This window comes from Pseudonocardia nigra (assembly GCF_019396355.1).
Lineage (GTDB): Bacteria > Actinomycetota > Actinomycetes > Mycobacteriales > Pseudonocardiaceae > Pseudonocardia > Pseudonocardia nigra.
In genome coordinates this window covers 1-18999 of record NZ_JAHKRK010000078.1, presented here as the reverse complement: position 1 = coordinate 18999, position 18999 = coordinate 1, and the positions used below count along the sequence as shown (strand labels likewise).

The window sequence follows — 18999 nt, the reverse complement described above, 5'->3', positions numbered from 1 at the left end:
GGAGGTCTCGTGACCCAGAAGGTCCAGATCACGGTCAACGGGGAACCGACCACGGCGGACGTGGAGCCGCGGCTGCTGCTCGCGCACTACGTGCGCGACATCGTCGGGCTCAAGGCCACCAACATCGGCTGTGACACGACGTCCTGCGGCGCCTGCACGGTGCTGCTCGACGGCGAGTCGGTGAAGGCGTGCACGGTGCTCGCGGTGCAGGCCGACGGGCAGTCGGTCACCACCATGGAGGGGCTGTCGCCGGACGCCGAGCAGCTGCACCCGGTGGCCGCGGCCTTCCGGGCCGAGCACGGGCTGCAGTGCGGCTTCTGCACGCCCGGCATGGTGATGGCCGCGGCCGGGCTGCTCCAGGAGAACCCGAAGCCCACCGAGCGCGAGGTGCGGGAGGGCCTGGAGGGGAACCTCTGCCGCTGCACCGGCTACCACAACATCGTCCGCGCGGTGCTGGCCGCGTCCGGCCAGGACCCGGACGCGGCCGAGGACTCCGCACCCGGGCTCGCTGCGCCCGGCTTCGCCACCGGGAGCGGCGCATGATCCCCGTCGGTTTCGACTACGCCCGGCCCGACTCGGTCGACGGCGCCCTCGCCCTGCTCGCCGAGCACGGTGAGGACGCCACGGTGCTGGCGGGCGGCCACTCGCTGCTGCCGGTGATGAAGCTCCGGCTCGCCGCGCCGGAGCTGGTCATCGACATCGGCAAGCTCACCGAGCTGAACTACGTCCGCGTGGACGGCGACGAGATCGCCATCGGCGCCGGCACCCGCCACCGCACCCTCGAGGCGTCGGACGAGCTGGCCACGGAGTGCCCGCTCCTGCCCGCGGTCGCGCGCACCGTGGGTGACCCCCAGGTGCGTCACCGCGGCACCCTCGGTGGCTCGCTCGCCCACGCCGACCCCGCGTCCGACCTGCCCGCCGCGGTGCTCGCGCTCGGTGGCACGGTCGTGCTGCGCAGCCCCCGCGGGGAGCGGCAGGTGCCGATCACCGGCTTCTACACCGGTGTCTTCTCGTCGGTGAAGGAGCCGGACGAGCTGATCGTCGAGGTCCGGGTGCCCCGCACCGGCGGCGCCGGGTGGGCCTACGAGAAGTTCACCCGACGGGCGAACGACTGGGCGATCGTCGGCGTGGCCGTCGTCGACGGGCGCGTCGGGCTGGTCAACATGGGGCCCACCCCGCTGCGGGCGTCGGCCACCGAGGCCGCGTTGGCCGACGGTGCGTCCATCGCCGACGCCGCCGGGCTGGCCGACCAGGGCACCGACCCGGTTGACGACCTCGCCGCCACGAAGGAGTACCGCCGGCACCTGGCGCGGGTTCTCACCCGTCGCGCGCTCACCACTGCCGCGGGCGGCTGAACTTCCGTCGCTCGACCGGGGAACACCATCCCGGATCGTGCATGGTTTGACCGATCGGGGGAACCGGATCGGTGTGAGCCACTACGAGCCGGTACGAGCTCGGCCCGGTGATCGGCATCGGGTCGTCGGCGGTGGTGCACCGGGCCACGGACCGACGGTTCGGCACCCCGGTCGCCGTCAAGCATTTCCACGCCAACGCATCGGCCCACGATCTGCGTCAGCAGCAGCAGGAGATGGCGGTGCTGGCGCGCCTCGACCACCCGGGGCTCGTCGGCCTGCACGACGGCGGCACCGAGGACGGCCGCGCCTTCGTGGTGACCGACCTCGTGGAGGGCCCCACGCTGGCCGAGCGGATCAGCAGCGGTCCGCCACTGGACCCGGCGGCCGTGCGGGCGCTCGGTGCGCAGCTCGCGGACGCGCTGGCCCACGTGCACGCCGGCGGGATCGTGCACCGCGACGTCAAGCCGGCCAACGTGCTGCTCGGCGCCGACGGCAGGCCGCGGCTGGCCGACTTCGGCATCGCTCGCGCGCTCGACGGCGCCGGGGCGACGGCCACCGCCACCGGCTGCGTGGTCGGCACGGCTGCGTACCTCGCCCCGGAGCAGGTCCGCGGGGAGTCGGTCGGGCCGGCCGCCGACGTCTACGCGCTGGGGCTCGTGCTGCTCGAGGCACTGACCGGCCGCCGGGAGTACCCGGGCCTCGCGGTGGAGTCGGCCACCGCGCGGCTGCACCGTCCGCCCGTCGTCCCCGCCGGGTTGCCCGGCGGGCTCGGCCCGCTGTTGGTGGCGATGACCGGGAGCGAGCCGCGGGAGCGGCCCCCGGCTGCGGTCGTGGCGGCAACCCTCGCTGCGGCGCAGGCTCCCGCGCCCCGCGGTGGCCGCCGCGCCCGCCACGCCGCGGAGGGCGGACCGTGCATCGCCCCGATCGTGCAGCGGCGCCGTGCCGCCGGCCGGCACCGGCGCCGGGACCGGGCGTTCGCCCCGCTGGCCACGGCCGCGTTCGCCGTCACCGCGGTCCTCGGAGCGTTGGCGGGGCTGGCGAGCTCGGCCGCGCCGCAGACCGTCGAGGCCGGGTCGGTGCAGCCCGTGCCCGTCGCCGACACCACGGCCGGACCGAACGCCGAGCGCTGAGACGGCGTCGCGGGCCGGAACCCGTTGCAGCAAAGCCACTTTCACGCAACGTGGCTGCATGAAAGTGGCTTTGCTGCGATCGTTCAGGAGGGGTCCGGGTCGCGGCGCTCAACCCCAGAAGGCCCGTAGCGGAGCCAGCTCCGCGTCCGCCTGCTGCCGTCCGGCTCGCGCGGACGGTTCCCGCGTCGCCGGGTCGAGCGGGTTCGTCCCGAAGGCCCGCGTCGCGGCCTCGTCCGCGCGCACGACGTGGACGTCGCCGTGCCGGCGCAGGATCTCCAGCTCCTCATCGAGGCCGGGGCCGAGCGGACTGCCGGCCGGGCCCGTCATCGGCGCCAGGACGAGGACCCGGTCGTGCCCGGCCGCGAGGTCGGCGTTCGTCGTGGACCGCATTCCGCCGTCCATGTAGCGGTGGCCGTCGACGGTGATCGGCGGCCAGACGCCCGGGACCGCGCAGCTCGCGGCGACCGCGTCGACGAGGGGGACACCGGAGGCGGCGTCGAGGGCGTGGAACGAACCGTCCGCCGTGTCGACGGCCGTAACGACCAGCTTTCGCGCCGGCCAGTCCGACTCGCGGATGCGGGACCGGATGATCGCGCGCCGCTCGCCCTCCGGCACCGTGGTGGCCCGCAGCGCCAGAGCGCCGATCCGCGCCCGCGCGTCCTGCCGGCCCGTGGCCCCGGCGAGCGCCTCTCCGAACGCGGCCATCATCGCCGCCCCGTCGAACTCGACGCCGGGGTCGGCGGCCGAAGCGGGGCCGAGCTGGCTCTCGTACAGGCGACGGCCCACGAGATGGCCGTCGACGCCGGCGTGACGGAGTTCTGAGTTGTCCACACGTGCCCTGGTGCTCGGTGATGGCGGCGTCGCCGGCATCGCATGGGAGTCGGTGGACGCGCCCGCCCTGCTCGCCGCGGTGCGGGCGGTCGCACGCGGCCTGGAGCGCCCGCCAGACCTCCGGGCGCGGTGTCCTGGTGGCGGCCGACGACACCTCAGCCTGCCCGACCCGGATCCGGCCGTGCTCGACGACATCGCGGCGGCGGCGGGCACGTCACCGCCCTTTCCTGCTACGTCCTGCAGAACGTCGTGGCGAGCGCCCTCTGCTACGGCTGGGGCCTCGGCCTGGCCGCCCGGTTCGCCGACCTGCGGCCCTGGTGGGTGGTCTCGCTCTGGGCCGGGGTCAGCGCCCTGCTCGTGGTGGCCGCGTCGCTGTGGCTGCGGCGGTTCGACCGCGGCCCGATAGAACTGCTCGCCCACCGCGCGTACGGGATCGGCTGCGCCCGGGTGCCGGCCGGGAAGGAGTGATCGTGCTGAAGATCCTGGGGATCCTGCTGATCGTGCAGGGCGTCGGCGGGTTCATCAACAACTGGGCGGGTGGGGCCCCAAGCTGGTTCCTGGTGAACCACGTACCCGCCCTGGACGGGTGGGAGCTGCCGGCGAGCGTCGTGATCGGGCTCGTCGGGGCGGCGCTGGCGGCGCGGGTGAGCACGCGCGGAAGAGCCGCCGGGTGCGCGAGTGACGGGGCCAACTCGCGTGTCGGAAACGGCCAACTCGCGTGGCGGGGACGGGCGACTCGCGTGGCGGGGACGGGCGACTCGCGGGACGGGGACGGGCGACTCGCGGGACGGGTGTCACGGCCGCGCGAGCAGCAGTGGCACGAGCTGCTCGTCCGCGGTCAGGGAACCGTGCTGCCCGGGCAGCCGGGAGAGCACCGGCTCGGCCACCGACCGGATCACCGCGGCGGTGCCGCGGGCGGCCACCACGACGTCGCCGATGCGGTCCCGCGCGTGCGGCGTGACCACGCCGAACCAGCCCTCGGCCACGGCCTGCTCGCCCGGCACCACCCACGCGTCCGCGCCGAGCACCTCGCACCATGCGGCGAGGACGTCGTCGAGCGCACCCGGCCGGACGTGCACGTGCCGCGCCCGCGGGTCGCCGCCGAGCAGCAGCACTCCCTGCTGCAGGGCAGGTTCGGTGTCGGCGTCGACCGTCCGCTCCACGCCGACCATGCCGTGGTCGGCGGTCACCGCCAGCACGGCGTCCGGCGGCAGATGCTCGGCGACCAGGGCCGCGAGCCGGTCGACCTGGGCGAGCTGCATCCGCCAGGGCAGGGAACCCGGGCCGTGCACGTGGCCGAGCGTGTCGAGGTCGGCGTGGTAGCCGTAGCAGAACTGCCGCTCCGGCCGCGTCCCTGCGGTGATCATCTCGGCCGCGAGGTCGCCGAGGGCGTCGGTCCCGCGGAACCGGCCGCCGCGGAGCACGGCGCGGGTCAGCCCGGAGTGCCGGAACGCGCGGCGGCTCACGACCGTGACCTCGACACCGTCCGCCACCGCCCGCTCCCACGCGGGCGCGACCGGTTGGACGAGCTCCGGGATCCGCCGTTCGCGCAGGTCGACCGCGTCGTGGTCACCGTGGGACGTCCAGTGCAGCGCGTCGAGGAGCTCGTCCGCGCCGCTGCGGAAGGTGCTCCCGACCATCCCGTGCACGCCCGGCGGGACGCCGGTGGCCACGGACGCCAACCCGATCGCGGTGCTCGACGGGTATCCGGAGGTGAGCGGCCCGGCGTCGGCGAGGCCGGCGAGGAACGGCGCGTCGGCGGCGTGCCGGCGCAGCAGTTCGGCGCCCAGCCCGTCGACGAGCAGCAGCGCGACCGCCCGAACCGGTTCCAGCGCGAGCGCAGGCGCGGGCCCCGGTACGCCGAGCGCCCCGAGGAACGCGGGGAGCACGTCGGAGAGCGAGCGCCTGCCGTACTCGGGAAGTACCGGGTCGGTCACCGCCCGAGCGTGCCAGAGGCATCGATCAGCAGCCACCCGCCGTGGTGCTCGTCCACGACGTAGGCCCGTCGATGGCCGCGCCGAGCCGGGCAGGTGCGTCAGCCCTGCAGGATGGGGGCGGCGAACCGCCCGTCCGGCCCGGGGCGGTACGGCACCACCGCCGTGACGGCCGCGGTGGGCACCGGACCGTAGGCGTGCGGAAAGAGCATCGACTCCGGGTCACCGGGGACGCCCGGCTCGAACCGGACCTCGACCCCGATCCGGGCGGGGTCGAGCACGAGCAGCAGGAGGTCGTCGCGGCCCGCATGCAGCCGGTTGGCGGGCAGCGCCACCTCGTCGGCCGTGGAGAGATGCACGAACCCGACCTGCTCCAGCGAAGGCGGGGCGACGACGCCGGCGGCACGCGCGGTCTCCCACTCGGCGGGCGTGGTGATGTGCAGCAGGGGAGCGGTCATACCCCCAGTCTCGGCGCACGGTTCGTCAACAGCGGCGGCGACGAGCCGACGGTGCGCTTCTCCGGTCGGCGCCGCGCAGCTCGCGCACGCCCGAGCGGTCGGTGCCCCTTACCCTGTCGACCGCCGGACCGCGCTCGCGAGCCCGCTCGCCGGCCTGCAGAATCCGGGTCGCCGGAAGCTGACGAACGGCGCGCTCGTCCGTTCCTGCGTGGGGGTGAGGTCGTCATGAGTTCCGGAAGCCTTGGTGAGCGGGTCTGGCCCGATCTGGACGGCTCGGGCCCGCACACGGTCGTCGTGTCGGTGGGGGCGTTGGAGCAGCACGGCCCGCACCTGCCACTGGACACCGACACGCGGATCGCCGCGGCCCTCGCCCGGCGGGCGACTGCGGCCGACCCGACACTGCTGCTCGCCCCGCCGCTCGACTACGGCGCGTCCGGTGAGCACCAGGGCTTCCCGGGCACGCTGTCGATCGGGCACGCGGCGCTGCGGGCGGTGCTGGTGGAGCTCGGCCGCTCGGCGTCCGAGTGGGCGGCGCGGCTGGTGTTCGTCAACTGGCACGGGGGCAACCTGCCGAGCGTTCCCGAGGCCGTCGCCCAGCTGCGCGACGAGGGCCGCGAGGTCGCCTGGATCACATGCGCCGTGCGGGGCGGCGATGCGCACGCCGGTCGTACCGAGACCGCCATCCTGCTCGCACTCGAACCGCGGCTCGTCCGGGCGGACGTGGCCGAACCCGGCAACACCACGCCGCTGCGCGAGCTGTTGCCCGCTCTCCGCGCGGACGGGGTGGCCGCGGTGAGTCCGAACGGCGTGCTCGGCGACCCCCGCGGCGCCACGGCGGCCGAGGGCGAGGGTCTGCTGGAACAGCTGTCGGCCACCCTGCGCGAGCGCATCTCCCGCTGGCACCCCGACGCGCACGGGCGCCTCACCTGAGGGTGACAGCGATCGGGCGACTCAGCCGCGGAAACCGGGCGACTCGCGGGGTCCTGCCGCGAGTCGCCCGGAGCTGACACGCGAGTCGCCCGGATCTGACGCGCGAGTCGCCCGGATTCGACGCGGTTCGTGCCGACTCGCGGGATGGCTGGCCCCATAGGGTGAAGGGGTGCCCGGCCCCGTCGACACCGCGCTCCCCACCGGCCTCCGCGTCGCCCTCGACCGGCAGATCCTCGCCGTCGACGACGGCGCCGTGCTGTTCGGCGGGGCCCCGCCGCGCATGCTGCTGCTGTCGCAGGCCGCCCGCGCGCTGCTGGCCGACGGCGGCGCGTTCACCGTCACCGACGCGACCTCGGCCGCGCTGGCCCGGCGGCTGCTCGACGTCGGGATCGCGCACCCGGTGACGGCTCCGGCGGCGGCGGTGCCCGCGGCCACGGACGTTACCGTCGTGGTGCCGGTGAAGGACCGCGTCGCCGGCCTGGAGCGCCTGCTGGCGGCTCTTCCTGCCGGGCTGGGCGGGCTCGTCGTCGTGGACGACGGGTCGGCCGACCCCGCCGCCATCCGCCGCGTCGCCGAACGGGCGGGCGCCCGCGTGCTCCGGCACCCGGCGGCGCGCGGGCCCGCCGCCGCCCGCAACGCGGGCCTCGCCGTCGCCACGACCCCGCTCGTCGCGTTCCTCGACTCCGACGTCGTCCCCGAGCCGGGCTGGCTGGAGCCGTTGCTGGCGTGCTTCGCCGATCCTGCGGTGGGGCTGGCGGCCCCGCGCATCGTCGCCCTGCCGCCGATCCGCGGGTGGCTCGCCACCTACGAGGCCGTCCGGTCCTCGTTGGACATGGGGCCCGAGGCCGCCCCGGTCGTGCCGCGGTCCCGGGTCGCCTACGTCCCGAGCGCGGCGCTGCTCGTGCACCGCAACGCCGTCGGCGACGGCTTCGACGAGCGGATGCATGTGGCCGAGGACGTCGACCTGGTGCTGCGCCTGCACGCGGCCCGGTGGCGGATGCGCTACCAGCCGGTCTCCCGGGTCGCCCACGACCACCGCACCACGTTGCGGGCGTGGTGGCTGCGCAAGGCCTACTACGGCACGGGCGCCGCGCCGCTGGCGCAGCGCCACCCCGGGTCGGTGCCGCCGATGGTGCTGACGCCGTCGTCGGCGGCGGTCGCGGCGCTGTTGCTGCTCGGCAGGCCCGTCGCGGCGCTGGGCGCCGTGGCCGTGACGGCGGCGTCGGCGGAGCGGCTGGCCCGCAAGCTCGAGCTGGTGCGGAACCCCCGTCCCACCGCGGCGCGGCTCGTCGGGCTGGGCACGATCGGCACGCTCACGCAGACCGCCGACGCCGTCACCCGCCACTACTGGCCGCTGGCGCTGGCGGCCTGCCTGGTGTCCCGGCGGGCCCGCCGGACCGTCGCGGCTGTCGCGCTCGCCGAGGGCGTCGTGGACTGGTGGCGGCGGCGGGGCGGGGACCCGCGCCCGACGCTCGCGGGGCACGTGCTCGCGCGCAGGCTCGACGACCTGGCGTACGGGTCCGGACTGTGGTGGGGCGCCCTGCGGCACCGGACCGTGGAACCTCTCCGACCGATCAGGCCCGGGCCCGACACGATGTCCCGGGTCGGGTGAGGCCGTCCCTCGGGCTAGGGCGGGTCGGCGGCGATCCGCACGGCCAGGATGCAAGTTCTGCGGCCATGCCTCAGCCTTTTTGCCGCAAATGCGGAGTCGCGCGACCAGGATCGCGGGCCTGTCCGTCACGCTGTCGGTCAAGCCCGCGCGAGGTCCCTTGCACAGCCAGATCATCAGCGGTGTGATGTGCTCGCCGCCACAACGGCGTGGCGGTCCCGGACGGCGACGCGTCCCGTCCGGTCGGTCCCCCGGAAGTCCTGCGCGGCACGGCAGTGTGGTCGCGGCCTAAGGAGAGAACTCATGGCACAGGTCCGGGTCACCGTCGACGGCGTGAACTACGCCGACGACGTCGAGCCCCGCACATTGCTCGTCCACTACCTGAGGGAACGCCTCGGCAAGACCGGCACACTGATCGGCTGCGACACCAGCAACTGCGGTGCCTGCACGGTCCACCTGAACGGCCAGAGTGTGAAGTCCTGCTCGGTTCTCGCCGTGCAGGCCGACGGCGGCGAGGTCACGACCATCGAGGGCATCGCCCGCGACGGGAAGCTGCACCCGGTGCAGGAGGCCTTCAACGAGTGCCACGCGCTCCAGTGCGGCTTCTGCACGCCGGGCATGATCATGCAGTCGATCGACCTCCTCGGCGACAACCCCGATCCGGACGAGCACGAGGTCCGCGAGGGCATCGAGGGCAACCTCTGCCGGTGCACGGGCTACCAGAACATCGTCCGCGCCGTGCAGAGCGCCGCCCAGAAGATGAAGCCGGGCGCGAGCGCCGACACGCAGGCGCCGGTCTCCGTGGCGGGAGGCGAATGAGATGACCACGACAGCCGAACCCGGCAGTCTGGAGCTCGGCAAGGCGCGCGCCCGCAAGGAGGACGCGCGCCTGATCACGGGCCGCACCCGCTTCACCGACGCGATCACGCCCACCGGCACCCTGCACATGGCCGTTGTCCGCTCGCCGCTGGCGCACGCGACGATCACCGGCATCGACAAGTCGGCCGCCGAGCAGGCGCCGGGCGTCGTCGGCGTGTACACGGCCGCGGACCTGGGCGTGGAGTCGGTCGGCCTGCCCTGCGCGTGGCCGGTCACCCCCGACCAGAAGGCCCCGCAGCGGCCGCTGCTGGCCAGCGGCACGGTCCACTTCGCGGGTGAGGGTGTCGCGGTCGTCGTCGCCCGCTCGGTGGCCGAGGCGAAGGACGCCGCCGAGCTGGTCGAGGTCGATTACGAGCCGCTCGAGCCGGTGCTCGACATGGAGGCGGCCGCCGCCGACGGCGCCACCCTCGTGCACCCCGACCTGGGTACCAACGCGAGCGCCACCTGGGCGTTCGACTCCGGCGAGGCCGGTACCGGCGGGAGCGTCGCCGACGCCATCGCGGCCGCCGAGTCCGACCCGGACCAGGTTGTCGTCCGGCGCAGGTTCCGCCAGCAGCGCCTGATCCCGGCGTTCATGGAGCCGCGCGCCGTCGTGGTGGACCCGACCGGTGAGCAGATCACGATGTGGTCGTCCACCCAGGTGCCGCACATCCTGCGGACGATGACCACGGTCACCCTCGGCGTACCCGAGAGCAAGTTCCGGGTCATCGCCCCCGACGTGGGCGGCGGCTTCGGCGGCAAGATCGGCGTCGTGCCGGAGGAGATGCTGTGCGTGGTCATCGCGCAGAAGCTCGGCAAGCCGGTCAAGTGGAACGAGACCCGATCGGAGTCCATGCTCGCCGCCCACCACGGCCGCGACCAGATCCAGGACATCACGATCACGGCCCGCAAGGACGGCACCGTCACCGGGCTGGACGTCAAGCTGCTCGCCGACATGGGCGCCTACCTCGGCCTCGTCGGGCCGGGCGTGCCGATCCTCGGCGCGTTCATGTTCAACGCGATCTACAAGATCCCGGCCTACAAGTTCACCTGCACCAACGTCTTCACCACCAAGACGTTGACCGACGCCTACCGCGGCGCCGGGCGGCCGGAGGCCACGTTCGGCATCGAGCGGATCATGGACGAGCTGGCCGTCGAGCTCGGCCGCGACCCGATGGAGCTGCGCGGGCAGAACTGGATCAAGCGCGAGGAGTTCCCGTTCACCACGGTGTGCGGGCTGACCTACGACTCGGGCAACTACGAGCAGGCCACGCAGCAGGCGATGGAGCTGTTCGACTACGCCGGCCTGCGCCGCGAGCAGGAGGAGCGGCGCCGCTCGGGCGACCCGGTGCAGCTGGGCATCGGCATCTCGACGTTCACCGAGATGTGCGGCCTCGCCCCGTCGCGGGTGCTCGGGTCGCTGGCCTACGGTGCCGGTGGCTGGGAGGCCGCGAGCATCCGGATGCTCGCCACCGGCAAGGTCGAGGTCATCACCGGCGCCTCCGCGCACGGGCAGGGGCACGAGACGGCGTTCAGCCAGATCGTCGCCGACCAGCTCGGCGTGCCGTTCGAGGACGTCGAGATCCTGCACGGTGACACTCAGATCTCCCCGAAGGGCCTCGACACCTATGGTTCGCGCTCGCTGGTCGTCGGTGGCATCGCGATCGTCAAGGCGGCCGAGAAGGTCGTCGCCAAGGCCAAGAAGATCGCCGCTCACCTGCTCGAGGCGTCCGAGGACGACATCGAGTTCAACGCCGGGCAGTTCACGGTCCGCGGCACCGACAAGGGCAAGGCCATCCAGGAGATCGCCTTCGCCGCGTTCATGGCGCACGACTACCCGGAGGGCATGGAGCCCTCGCTCGACTCCGATGCCGTGTTCGACCCGGAGAACTTCTCCTTCCCGCACGGCACCCACCTCGCCGCGATCGAGGTCGACACCGAGACCGGGCACGTCACCCTGCGCAAGTACGTCTGCGTGGACGACGTCGGCAACGTGGTCAACCCGCTGATCGTGGAGGGCCAGGTGCACGGCGGGCTCGCCCAGGGCATCGCGCAGGCCCTGTTCGAGGAGGCCAACTACGACGAGCAGGGCACGCTGGTCAACGGCACGTTCGTCGACTACACGCTGCCGTCGGCGGCCGACCTCCCGAGCTTCGACACCCGGGTGGTGAGCACGCCGTCCACCACGAACCCGCTGGGCGTCAAGGGCGTCGGCGAGGCGGGCACGATCGCCTCCACGCCGGCCATCGTGAACGGCGTGCTCGACGCGCTGCGCCCGCTCGGCGTTACCGACGTGGAGATGCCGTGCACCTCGCAGCGGGTGTGGCGGGCCATCCAGGAAGCGCAGGGCCGCTCCACGCAGGAGACCCCGGTCGACACCCACTCGCCGGGCGCAGGCCTCGGTTCGATCGACCCGAACAACCCCCAGGGAGAGGTCCAGTGATCCCCGCCAAGTTCGACTACGTCAAGCCGGCGTCGGTCGCCGACGCGGTCACCGCCCTCCAGCAGGCCGGAGAGGATGCCAAGATCCTCGCCGGCGGCCAGAGCCTGATCCCCGTGCTGCGGCTGCGCCTCGCGGCGCCGTCGGTGCTCGTCGACCTCGGCGGGATCGCCGAGCTGCGGGGCATCCGCGAGGACGGCGACCGCATCGCGATCGGTGCGATGACCTCCTACTACGACGTCATCCGCGACAGCCTGGTCAAGCAGCACGTCACGCTGCTGGCCCAGGCCACGGAGACCGTCGCCGACAACCAGGTCCGCCACCGCGGCACGCTCGGCGGGTCGCTGGCCCACGCCGACCCCGCGGGTGACCTGGGCGCGGTCGCGCTCGCACTGGACGCCGAGATGGTGATCGCCGGCTCGGGCGGCACGCGCACGGTGCCCGCGAGCGAGTTCTTCGTGGACTACTTCACGACGGCCATCGGCGAGGGCGAGATCCTCACCGAGATCCGGTTCCCGCGCTACACCGGATGGGGCAGCCACTACGAGAAGTTCAACCGCACGGCGCAGGCCTGGTCGATGGTCGCGGTCGCGGCCGCGCTCCGGGTCGAGGGCGGATCCATCGCGGAGGCCAGGGTCGGGCTGACGAACATGGGCACCACCCCGATCCGGGCCACCGGCGTGGAGCAGGCGCTCGTCGGCCAGCCCGCCACCGCCGACGCGGTGCGTGCCGCGGCCGAGCGAGCGACCGAGGGCACGTCGGCTCCGAGTGACGCCGACGCGGCGGCCGACTACCGTGAACACCTGGCCAAGGTGCTCACCGGCCGTGCGGTGCTCGCGGCCGCAGGCTGACGCTCGTTCCACCGCGCGAAGCGACAGGCGGAGCGCGTAGTAACACTGTGGACGCCTGCCCTGGTCCCCGGGGCAGGCGTCCACGGCTTTACACCCCGCCGGCCGCGGGGGAAGGAGACTGACGTATGCAGTTGGAGAACAAGTTCACGATCGACGCGCCGATCGACAAGGCGTGGGAGGCGCTGAACACGCCCGACATGATCGCGCCCTGCTTCCCCGGTGCGACGCTCACCGAGTACGAGGGCGACTCGTTCACGGGGACCGTCAAGGTGAAGCTGGGTCCGATCTCGCTGACGTACAAGGGCAAGGGCACCTACGTCAGCCGGGACGACGAGAACCACAAGGTCGTGATCGAGGCCAGCGGGCGTGACGCCCGCGGCAACGGCACGGCCAGCGCCACCGTCACCGGTTCGATGGTGGCCGACGGTCCGGACAAGACCGCTGTCACGATGGTCACCGACATGACCGTCACGGGCCGGCCCGCGCAGTTCGGCCGCGGCGTCATCTCCGACGTCGCTGACAAGATCATCGGGCAGTTCTCGGCCTGCGTGGCGACCAAGCTCGCCCCCGAGCAGCCCGCCGCCGAGCCGGCCGCCGCCTCGGGCAGCGCGGGCAGCGGCACGAACGGCAACCGCGCCGCGTCCGGTGCCGCCCCCACGGCCACGGCCCCGGCCGGCGGCCCGGTGCTGGCGGAGGCGCCGAAGCCGGCCACCACGCCGAAGCCCGCTCCGATGCGCAGCGAGATGGACACCATCGACCTGCTCGACACCGCGGGTGCTCCGGTGCTCAAGCGGCTCGCTCCCGTGGCCGGTGGCGTGCTCCTGCTGCTGATCATCATGCTGATCCGGCGCAGCCGCCGCAGCTGAGGTCGCCTCGGCACACTGTCAGGAAAGCCACGTTCCGGACGTTCAACGTCGGGAACGTGGCTTTCCTGACGTTCGGGGCGGGACCCGACGCCGTGCGGTCAGCGCAGGCCCGACACCCGCAGCGTGATGTTCAGGCGCCCCGACGCCAGCCCGGTGTCCGGAACGTCGAGCGCGGGTAGCAGCTTCGGCACCCCGTGGTAGGCGAGCCTGCTCTCGTCACCGAAGACGAGCAGGTCGCCGGAGCGCAGCTGGACGTCCGTCCACGGCCTGCCGCGGTGCTCCGTGTTGCCCATCCGGAACAGGCACGGCGCGCCGATGCTGAACGACACCACCGGGTCGGACGCCGCCTCGTCGGCGTCGCGGTGCAGTCCCATCCGGGCGTCGCCGTCGTAGTGGTTGATCAGCGCGATGTCGGGCCGGTAGCCGCGGGCGCGGTCGGTGTCGCCGTACGCGTCGGCGAGCGCCTCCCGCCCGAGATCGCCGAGCCACTCCGGGAACGGGGCGACCGGCGAGCCGTCCTGGTCGTCGCGGGTGCGGGAGTAGCGGTAGGGGTACCAGTGCCAACCCAGGCAGACGCTGCGTACCGACATCTGTCCGCCGTTCGGCATGACCGCTGCCCGGATCCCGGGGCCCTCGCTCGCCCACTCGCGGCAGGCCAGCACGAGCGCGCGCTGCCGGTCGAGGTCGAGCCAGTCCGGCACGTGCACCGCGCCGGGGGCGAGGATGCGGCGCGGGCGGGGGATCAGCGCGTTCACGATGCGTCCCAGGTGGTGACGAGACAGACAGGGCCGGTGGGTGCGGTCACGTCGAGATCCCGCGATCCCGCCATCGCAGGAAAGCCACTTTCATGCCATCTCCTTGCGTGAAAGTGGCTTTGCTGCAATGCGCGCTTGGGGTCACGGGGCATTGTGGAAGATGATCCCCAGCACGTGCCGCTCCCCGGAGCGCACCGCACTGACCCCGTGGCGCATCTGCACACGGTGGTGGCCGCGCGCGCCACGGGCCGGGCGGTGGCGCACCGGGAAGATCACCGCCTCGCCCTGCCGTGGCCGCACGACCACGGGCCGGGACTGCTGGCGTGGCCGCTGCTCGACGAACACGCTCTCGCCACCGGTGAAGTCCTCGTCGGGGCGGCTGAGCATGACGAGGAACTGCAGCGGGAACGTGAGGTCGCCGTAGACGTCCTGGTGCAGGCAGTTGTAGCCGCCGGGCCCGTACCTGAGCACGAGCGGCGTGGGCCGGTGCTGGCCGAGCGCGGCGCACTCGGCCAGGAGGGCGTCGAGGTCGGTGGGGAACGTGCGCTCGCCGAGGATCTCGGCCCAGCGGTTCGCGATCGCCGTGATCGGCGGGTAGAGCCGTTCCCGCAGCTCCTGGACCAGCGGCGGGAGCGGGTCCGCGAAGTAGCGGTAGGTGCCCTCGCCGAACGCGTGCCGGGCCATGACGACGGTGCTGCGGAAGCGCTCGACCTCGTCGAACATCGCGACCACGTCGGCGCACTCCTGCGGCGAGATCAGGGCAGGCGTGGTCGCGACGCCGTCGGTGTCGAGGCGCTCGGCGAGCACGGGCCAGTCCAGGTGGTCGATGACGGCGGTCATGCCTCCACTGTCACCGACGCGCCACGCTTCCGCTCGCGGGAAACGGACACCGGGATGATGCCCGTATGCGCCCTGGACCGCACAACGCCCTGACCGATGTCCCCGGCCTGCGGGTCGGCCATGCGGAGGTCGTGGGTGCGCTCACCGGCACTACCGTCGTCCTCGCCCCGCCGGAGGGTGCTGTCGGAGGCGTGGACGTGCGCGGCGCCGCGCCCGGCACCCGGGAGACCGATCTGCTCGACCCGCGCAATACCGTCCAGCGCGTGCACGCCGTCGTCCTGACCGGGGGCAGCGCGTACGGGCTCGCGGCGGCGAGCGGGGTGATGGCCCGGCTCGAGGCCGCGGGTGTGGGGTTCCCGGTGCCCGGGGGCGTGGTGCCGATCGTCCCGGCCGCCGTGGTGTTCGACCTCGGCCGCAGCGGCGACTTCGGCACACGCCCGGATGCGGCCACCGGTGCGGCGGCGCACGACGCCGCGACCGACGGGCCGGTGGCCCAAGGTGTCATCGGCGCCGGGACCGGTGCGCAGGCCGGTGGGCTCAAGGGTGGCATCGGTACGGCCAGCGCGGTGCTCGACGACGGCGCGGTCGTGGCGGCGCTCGTCGTCGTCAACGCCGTCGGGTCCGCCGTCGAGCCGGGCACGGGTGAGTTGCTCGGCGCCCGCTTCGGGCAGCACGGCGAGTTCGCCCCCGTGGCGGTGGATGCGGCGGCCGTGGACGCGCTGCGGGCGGTCGCGGCCTCCCGTTTCCCGGCGCCCGGGACGGCCACCACCCTCGCCGTCGTCGCCACCGACGTCGCCCTGGACAAGGCCGGCTGCGCCCGGCTGGCCGGGATGGGCCACGACGGGCTGGCCAGGGCGATCTCGCCGATCCACACCGCGCTGGACGGCGACACCGTGTTCGGGCTGTCCACCGCGACCCGGCCTGCCCCCGACCTGCCCGGGCTCGTCGCGCTCCAGGCCACGGCGGCCGACGTCGTCAGCCGGGCGGTCGCGCACGCGATGCTCGCGGCCGAGACGGTGACGACCCCGGCGGGGACCTGGCGCAGCTACCGGGATGTTGCGGGGCTCGCCTGACGCGCGCGGATTGCGCGAACGGCACTGCGTTTCTCACTGGTGGCTGTCCGCCTGCTCCGCGACGGCGTTCAGCCACCAGACAAGCATTGGCGCACAAACCTATTGATCGAACGGGTCGTTCGCGCGGTCCGGCCGGGGCCGCCCGGCCCCGCCCAGGAACTCGGCAAGCCTGCGCACGACGTGACTTCGCCAGCCGCCGTTCATGATCGTGCGGGAGAGCTGCTGGACGGGGTCGTCGGGGTCGAAGCCGCGGTGCTCGAGGAACAGGCGGGTCCCGCGGCCCTCAGGGTGCAGGGTCCACGTGACAGTCGAATCCAGCCCGTCGGGCCGCTCCGGGTCGGCCCAGCTGAAGCGGACGAGCTCGCCCTCGCGGATCTCCAGTACCTCGCACTGCACCACGCCGCTGAAGCCGACCGCCTCGATCGGGCGCGCCCGGAACGTGAACCGGTGCCCGACGACCGGCGCGAAGTCGGTCGGCATGAACCAGGCGCTGAGCAGATCCGGATCGACGAGGGCCTGCCATACGCGCTCCGGCGGGTGCGGGAGGAACTGGTCGACGTGGATGGCGGTGAGGTCCTCGTCGGTCATCCGGTCGCATCCGATGCGTCGGTGCCCGCGCGGGCGTCGAGGAACTCGTGCAGGTCGGCGAACTTCGCCCGCCAGAACCGCTCGTACGGGGCGAGCCACTGCTGCAGGTCGCGCAGTGGGTCGGGCTCCACCGCGTAGAGCCGCTGCCTGCCGCGGCGGGTCTCGGTGACCAGCCCGGCGTCCCGCAGGACCTTGAGGTGCTCCGAGACGCTCGGGCGGGCCATGTCGAACCGTTCGGCGATGTCCTGCACCGGGCGCGGTCCGTCGAGGAGGAGGTCGAGCACGTCCCGACGGGTGGGGTTGGCGAGCGCGGCGAACACGCGATCGGCCGGTGAGGACTTCGCGCGCTGCGGCATGACCGTCAAGCTCATCATCGACCGTGACCCACGGCAAACCAGCTGGGGTCAACGGGCCTCGGACAGCACGAACCCGTTGCCGTCCGGGTCACTGAACGTGGCCTGCCTGCCCCAGGGCATGTCGGTGGGGCCCTCGACCGCGACGCCGGCGTTCGCCAGCGCGGCGCAGTCGCCGTCGAGATCGTCGGTGCCGAGGATGACCCCCTGGGCGGCGCCCGCGCTCATGCCGGGGAACGGCCGGTGCAGCACGATGCCGCTTCCGCCCTTCGGCGGGACCACTTCCAGCCAGCGGTTGTCTCCCATCGCGAGGTCCGTCCGCACCTCGAAGCCCAGCCGGTCGGCGTAGAAGACCTTGGCCCGGTGCTGGTCGGAAACGAACAGCGTCATGGTCCTGATCTGCGTGATCGTCATGACCCGACGATAGGTAGGAGAATCCCTACCTGTCAAGGGTAGGCTTTTTCCTACCCAGCGGAGAGCGTCCGGCGGTGGTGTACTGCCCCATGGCCAAGGAGATCTTCGTGGCGTTCGGGATCGACGTCGACGCCGTGGGCGGCTGGCTGGGCTCGTACGGTGGGGAGGACTCGCCGGGCGACATCTCGCGGGGCGTCTTCGCCGGCGAGGTCGGGGTCCCGCGGATCAACCGCATGCTCGCCCGGCACGGCCTGCCGTCCACCTGGTTCTGGCCCGGGCACTCCATCGAGACGTTCCCCCAGCAGTTCGACGAGGTCGTGGCCGCCGGGCACGAGATCGGGGTGCACGGCTACAGCCACGAGAACCCGATCGCGATGACCCGCGAGCAGGAGTCCGACATCCTCGACCACTGCATCGAGCTCATCACCGACCGCGTCGGCCGCCGCCCCACCGGCTACGTCGCGCCCTGGTGGGAGTTCTCGCGAGTGACCAACGAACTGCTGATCGAGCGGGGGATCACCTACGACCACTCGCTGATGCACCGCGACTTCGAGCCGTACTACGTGCGCGTCGGCGACTCCTGGACGCCGATCGACTACGACAAGCCCGCCCGGGAGTGGATGAAGCCGCTGGTGCGCGGCGAGGAGACCGACCTCGTGGAGATCCCGGCGAGCTGGTACCTCGACGACCTGCCGCCGATGATGTTCATCAAGACCAGCCCCAACAGCCACGGCTTCGTGAACCCGCGGCACATCGAGGAGATGTGGCGCGACCAGTTCGACTGGGTGTACCGCGAGATCGACTACGCCGTGTTCACGTTCACGATCCACCCCGACGTCTCCGGGCGCCCGCAGGTGCTGCTCATGCTGGAGCGGCTGATCGAGCACATCTCCGGGCACGACGGGGTGCGGTGGTCGACGTTCGACGCCATCGCGCAGGACTTCCTGCAGCGGCGCCCGCGCATCGCCGACTGATGTGCGGGGCGTGCGGCGCGCCGCCGCCCGACCCGGCCGGGGCGCTGGTGGCCGGCCCGCGCCGCCGCGCGGCCGTCGCGCGGGCGGTCGGCGACGTGTGTCCCGGTCTCACCGTGCGGGCCGTTCCGGGCGGCTGGACGGTGGCGACCCGGACCGGGCGGACGACGGTGTGCCGGACCCTCGATGCGCTCGTCGCCGCGGCCGCGGCGCATGTGCGAGCCGTCCCGGCGCCGAGCGGTGATCCGGCGACGGCAGCGGCCCTCGACGCGCTCTGGCACGCCGCAGCCCACGACCTGGCGCGGGACGGCGCGTAGAGCGGGGCGGCGGCGAGCACGAGCTTGCCGCGACGCCGTCCCCGTGAACATCGAGCTTCGGCGAGCCCACGGCCGAAGCGGGGTGGCGGGAGCTGCGTGATCACGGGCGGAGGGTCGCGCGCCGAGATCGGCTGACCGCCGTCTGGCCGTGATCGCTGCGAGGCCCGGAGCGGCGCACGATGACGTCGGTCGGCGGCGTCAGCCCCCCGCGAACGGCGGCAGGACGTCGAGCGTGGCGTTGCCGGGCAGCGGAGCGCTGCGGTCGCGCACCGCGACCTCGTCGAGCAGGAAGCTACAGCGGTGGAGCACCCGGCCCAGCTCGGCGCCGTGGCGCTCCCGGACCGCCGCGAGCGCGTCGTCGACGGTGCCGCCCGCGGGCAGCTCGAAGGGCTCCGTCTCGACGCCGGCGGCGGCGCGCGCCGCGGC

Annotated in this window: 21 protein-coding genes and 1 pseudogene; 13 read left to right on the top strand and 9 right to left on the bottom strand. The window is 73.5% G+C overall.

The window, feature by feature from the left end; all coding sequences use genetic code 11:
- Window positions 1-9 precede the first annotated feature (9 nt).
- The 3 genes and pseudogenes from KME75_RS19940 to KME75_RS19930 all read left to right on the top strand — a co-directional run.
- Complete coding sequence (locus tag KME75_RS19940) at window positions 10-543, top strand: (2Fe-2S)-binding protein (protein WP_219416374.1); 534 nt, start codon at window positions 10-12, stop codon at window positions 541-543.
- A complete protein-coding gene (locus tag KME75_RS19935; protein WP_219416373.1) occupies window positions 540-1355 on the top strand; it encodes an FAD binding domain-containing protein in 816 nt (271 codons plus the stop codon). Before KME75_RS19940 ends, KME75_RS19935 begins: the two co-directional genes overlap by 4 nt.
- A gap of 104 nt (window positions 1356-1459) precedes the next feature.
- Window positions 1460-2485: pseudogene (locus KME75_RS19930) on the top strand (serine/threonine-protein kinase); the annotation flags it as partial.
- A gap of 108 nt (window positions 2486-2593) precedes the next feature.
- On the opposite strand, the gene KME75_RS19925 reads toward KME75_RS19930, so the two are convergent.
- Window positions 2594-3271 (bottom strand): patatin-like phospholipase family protein, encoded by a 678-nt coding sequence (locus KME75_RS19925; RefSeq protein ID WP_219416371.1) that lies wholly within the window; start codon window positions 3269-3271, stop codon window positions 2594-2596.
- A gap of 87 nt (window positions 3272-3358) precedes the next feature.
- Here KME75_RS19925 and KME75_RS46840 point away from each other — a divergent pair, with 87 nt between their 5' ends.
- Window positions 3359-3784 (top strand): DUF418 domain-containing protein, encoded by a 426-nt coding sequence (locus tag KME75_RS46840; protein ID WP_219416370.1) that lies wholly within the window; start codon window positions 3359-3361, stop codon window positions 3782-3784.
- Window positions 3785-4110: 326 nt separating this feature from the next.
- On the opposite strand, the gene KME75_RS19915 is transcribed toward KME75_RS46840, so the two are convergent.
- Together KME75_RS19915 and KME75_RS19910 are read right to left on the bottom strand one after the other, a co-directional pair.
- Complete coding sequence (locus KME75_RS19915; protein WP_219416369.1) at window positions 4111-5253, bottom strand: alkaline phosphatase family protein; 1143 nt, start codon at window positions 5251-5253, stop codon at window positions 4111-4113.
- A gap of 98 nt (window positions 5254-5351) precedes the next feature.
- A complete protein-coding gene (locus KME75_RS19910; protein ID WP_219416368.1) occupies window positions 5352-5708 on the bottom strand; it encodes a DUF952 domain-containing protein in 357 nt (118 codons plus the stop codon).
- 225 nt (window positions 5709-5933) lie between these two features.
- On the opposite strand from KME75_RS19910, the gene mftE reads away from it, so the two are divergent.
- The 6 genes from mftE to KME75_RS19880 all read left to right on the top strand — a co-directional run bounded on the left by mftE (window position 5934) and on the right by KME75_RS19880 (window position 13262).
- Window positions 5934-6638 (top strand): mycofactocin biosynthesis peptidyl-dipeptidase MftE, encoded by a 705-nt coding sequence (gene mftE, locus KME75_RS19905; RefSeq protein WP_219416367.1) that lies wholly within the window; start codon window positions 5934-5936, stop codon window positions 6636-6638.
- Window positions 6639-6807: 169 nt separating this feature from the next.
- Window positions 6808-8250, top strand: coding sequence for a mycofactocin biosynthesis glycosyltransferase MftF (gene mftF / locus KME75_RS19900; RefSeq protein WP_219416366.1), 1443 nt, complete (start codon window positions 6808-6810; stop codon window positions 8248-8250).
- Between the two features lie 300 nt (window positions 8251-8550).
- A complete protein-coding gene (locus tag KME75_RS19895; RefSeq protein WP_219416365.1) occupies window positions 8551-9066 on the top strand; it encodes a (2Fe-2S)-binding protein in 516 nt (171 codons plus the stop codon).
- Window position 9067: 1 nt separating this feature from the next.
- A complete protein-coding gene (locus KME75_RS19890; RefSeq protein ID WP_219416364.1) occupies window positions 9068-11548 on the top strand; it encodes a xanthine dehydrogenase family protein molybdopterin-binding subunit in 2481 nt (826 codons plus the stop codon).
- Window positions 11545-12396 carry an FAD binding domain-containing protein gene (locus KME75_RS19885; protein ID WP_219416363.1) on the top strand — a complete coding sequence of 284 codons (852 nt, stop codon included), beginning with the start codon at window positions 11545-11547 and terminating at the stop codon, window positions 12394-12396. Before KME75_RS19890 ends, KME75_RS19885 begins: the two co-directional genes overlap by 4 nt.
- Before the next feature lie 125 nt (window positions 12397-12521).
- Complete coding sequence (locus tag KME75_RS19880; RefSeq protein ID WP_219416362.1) at window positions 12522-13262, top strand: SRPBCC family protein; 741 nt, start codon at window positions 12522-12524, stop codon at window positions 13260-13262.
- 98 nt (window positions 13263-13360) lie between these two features.
- Here KME75_RS19880 and KME75_RS19875 read toward each other — a convergent pair whose 3' ends face one another.
- Together KME75_RS19875 and KME75_RS19870 are read right to left on the bottom strand one after the other, a co-directional pair.
- A complete protein-coding gene (locus KME75_RS19875; RefSeq protein ID WP_219416361.1) occupies window positions 13361-14017 on the bottom strand; it encodes an alpha-ketoglutarate-dependent dioxygenase AlkB family protein in 657 nt (218 codons plus the stop codon).
- 141 nt (window positions 14018-14158) lie between these two features.
- Complete coding sequence (locus KME75_RS19870; RefSeq protein WP_219416360.1) at window positions 14159-14857, bottom strand: 2OG-Fe(II) oxygenase; 699 nt, start codon at window positions 14855-14857, stop codon at window positions 14159-14161.
- Window positions 14858-14922: 65 nt separating this feature from the next.
- On the opposite strand from KME75_RS19870, the gene KME75_RS19865 reads away from it, so the two are divergent.
- Entirely contained in the window at window positions 14923-15930 is a 1008-nt protein-coding gene (locus KME75_RS19865; RefSeq protein WP_219416359.1) for a P1 family peptidase, read from the top strand.
- A gap of 99 nt (window positions 15931-16029) precedes the next feature.
- Here KME75_RS19865 and KME75_RS19860 read toward each other — a convergent pair whose 3' ends face one another.
- The 3 genes from KME75_RS19860 to KME75_RS19850 are packed head-to-tail and all read right to left on the bottom strand — an operon-like array spanning window position 16030 to window position 17285.
- Window positions 16030-16518, bottom strand: a complete 489-nt coding sequence (locus KME75_RS19860) for an SRPBCC family protein (RefSeq protein ID WP_219416358.1) — start codon at window positions 16516-16518, stop codon at window positions 16030-16032.
- On the bottom strand, window positions 16515-16874 hold the full coding sequence (locus KME75_RS19855) for an ArsR/SmtB family transcription factor (protein WP_219416357.1): 360 nt from the start codon (window positions 16872-16874) through the stop codon (window positions 16515-16517). The genes KME75_RS19860 and KME75_RS19855 overlap by 4 nt, the downstream gene beginning before the upstream one ends.
- Before the next feature lie 48 nt (window positions 16875-16922).
- Window positions 16923-17285 (bottom strand): VOC family protein, encoded by a 363-nt coding sequence (locus KME75_RS19850; RefSeq protein ID WP_219416356.1) that lies wholly within the window; start codon window positions 17283-17285, stop codon window positions 16923-16925.
- 74 nt (window positions 17286-17359) lie between these two features.
- Here KME75_RS19850 and KME75_RS19845 point away from each other — a divergent pair, with 74 nt between their 5' ends.
- Complete coding sequence (locus KME75_RS19845; RefSeq protein ID WP_308282912.1) at window positions 17360-18259, top strand: polysaccharide deacetylase family protein; 900 nt, start codon at window positions 17360-17362, stop codon at window positions 18257-18259.
- The gene (locus KME75_RS19840; protein ID WP_219416355.1) at window positions 18259-18573 is read left to right on the top strand and encodes a hypothetical protein; all 315 of its coding nucleotides are present in this window, start codon (window positions 18259-18261) and stop codon (window positions 18571-18573) included. Before KME75_RS19845 ends, KME75_RS19840 begins: the two co-directional genes overlap by 1 nt.
- A gap of 198 nt (window positions 18574-18771) precedes the next feature.
- Here KME75_RS19840 and KME75_RS19835 read toward each other — a convergent pair.
- Window positions 18772-18999: MoaD/ThiS family protein (locus KME75_RS19835; protein WP_219416354.1), on the bottom strand; the 228-nt coding region annotated here is incomplete at its 5' end.

Bases quoted from the DNA above. Each gene is read 5' to 3' on its own strand.
- KME75_RS19890 (WP_219416364.1), top strand. From the start codon at position 9,068: ATGACCACGACAGCCGAACCCGGCAGTCTGGAGCTCGGCAAGGCGCGC.
- KME75_RS19850 (WP_219416356.1), bottom strand. From the start codon at position 17,285: ATGACGATCACGCAGATCAGGACCATGACGCTGTTCGTTTCCGACCAG.
- KME75_RS46840 (WP_219416370.1), top strand. From the start codon at position 3,359: ATGGGAGTCGGTGGACGCGCCCGCCCTGCTCGCCGCGGTGCGGGCGGT.
- KME75_RS19870 (WP_219416360.1), bottom strand. From the start codon at position 14,857: ATGACCGCCGTCATCGACCACCTGGACTGGCCCGTGCTCGCCGAGCGC.
- KME75_RS19910 (WP_219416368.1), bottom strand. From the start codon at position 5,708: ATGACCGCTCCCCTGCTGCACATCACCACGCCCGCCGAGTGGGAGACC.
- KME75_RS19880 (WP_219416362.1), top strand. From the start codon at position 12,522: ATGCAGTTGGAGAACAAGTTCACGATCGACGCGCCGATCGACAAGGCG.
- KME75_RS19855 (WP_219416357.1), bottom strand. From the start codon at position 16,874: ATGCCGCAGCGCGCGAAGTCCTCACCGGCCGATCGCGTGTTCGCCGCG.
- KME75_RS19935 (WP_219416373.1), top strand. From the start codon at position 540: ATGATCCCCGTCGGTTTCGACTACGCCCGGCCCGACTCGGTCGACGGC.
- mftE (WP_219416367.1), top strand. From the start codon at position 5,934: ATGAGTTCCGGAAGCCTTGGTGAGCGGGTCTGGCCCGATCTGGACGGC.
- KME75_RS19840 (WP_219416355.1), top strand. From the start codon at position 18,259: ATGTGCGGGGCGTGCGGCGCGCCGCCGCCCGACCCGGCCGGGGCGCTG.
- KME75_RS19895 (WP_219416365.1), top strand. From the start codon at position 8,551: ATGGCACAGGTCCGGGTCACCGTCGACGGCGTGAACTACGCCGACGAC.
- KME75_RS19865 (WP_219416359.1), top strand. From the start codon at position 14,923: ATGCGCCCTGGACCGCACAACGCCCTGACCGATGTCCCCGGCCTGCGG.
- KME75_RS19860 (WP_219416358.1), bottom strand. From the start codon at position 16,518: ATGACCGACGAGGACCTCACCGCCATCCACGTCGACCAGTTCCTCCCG.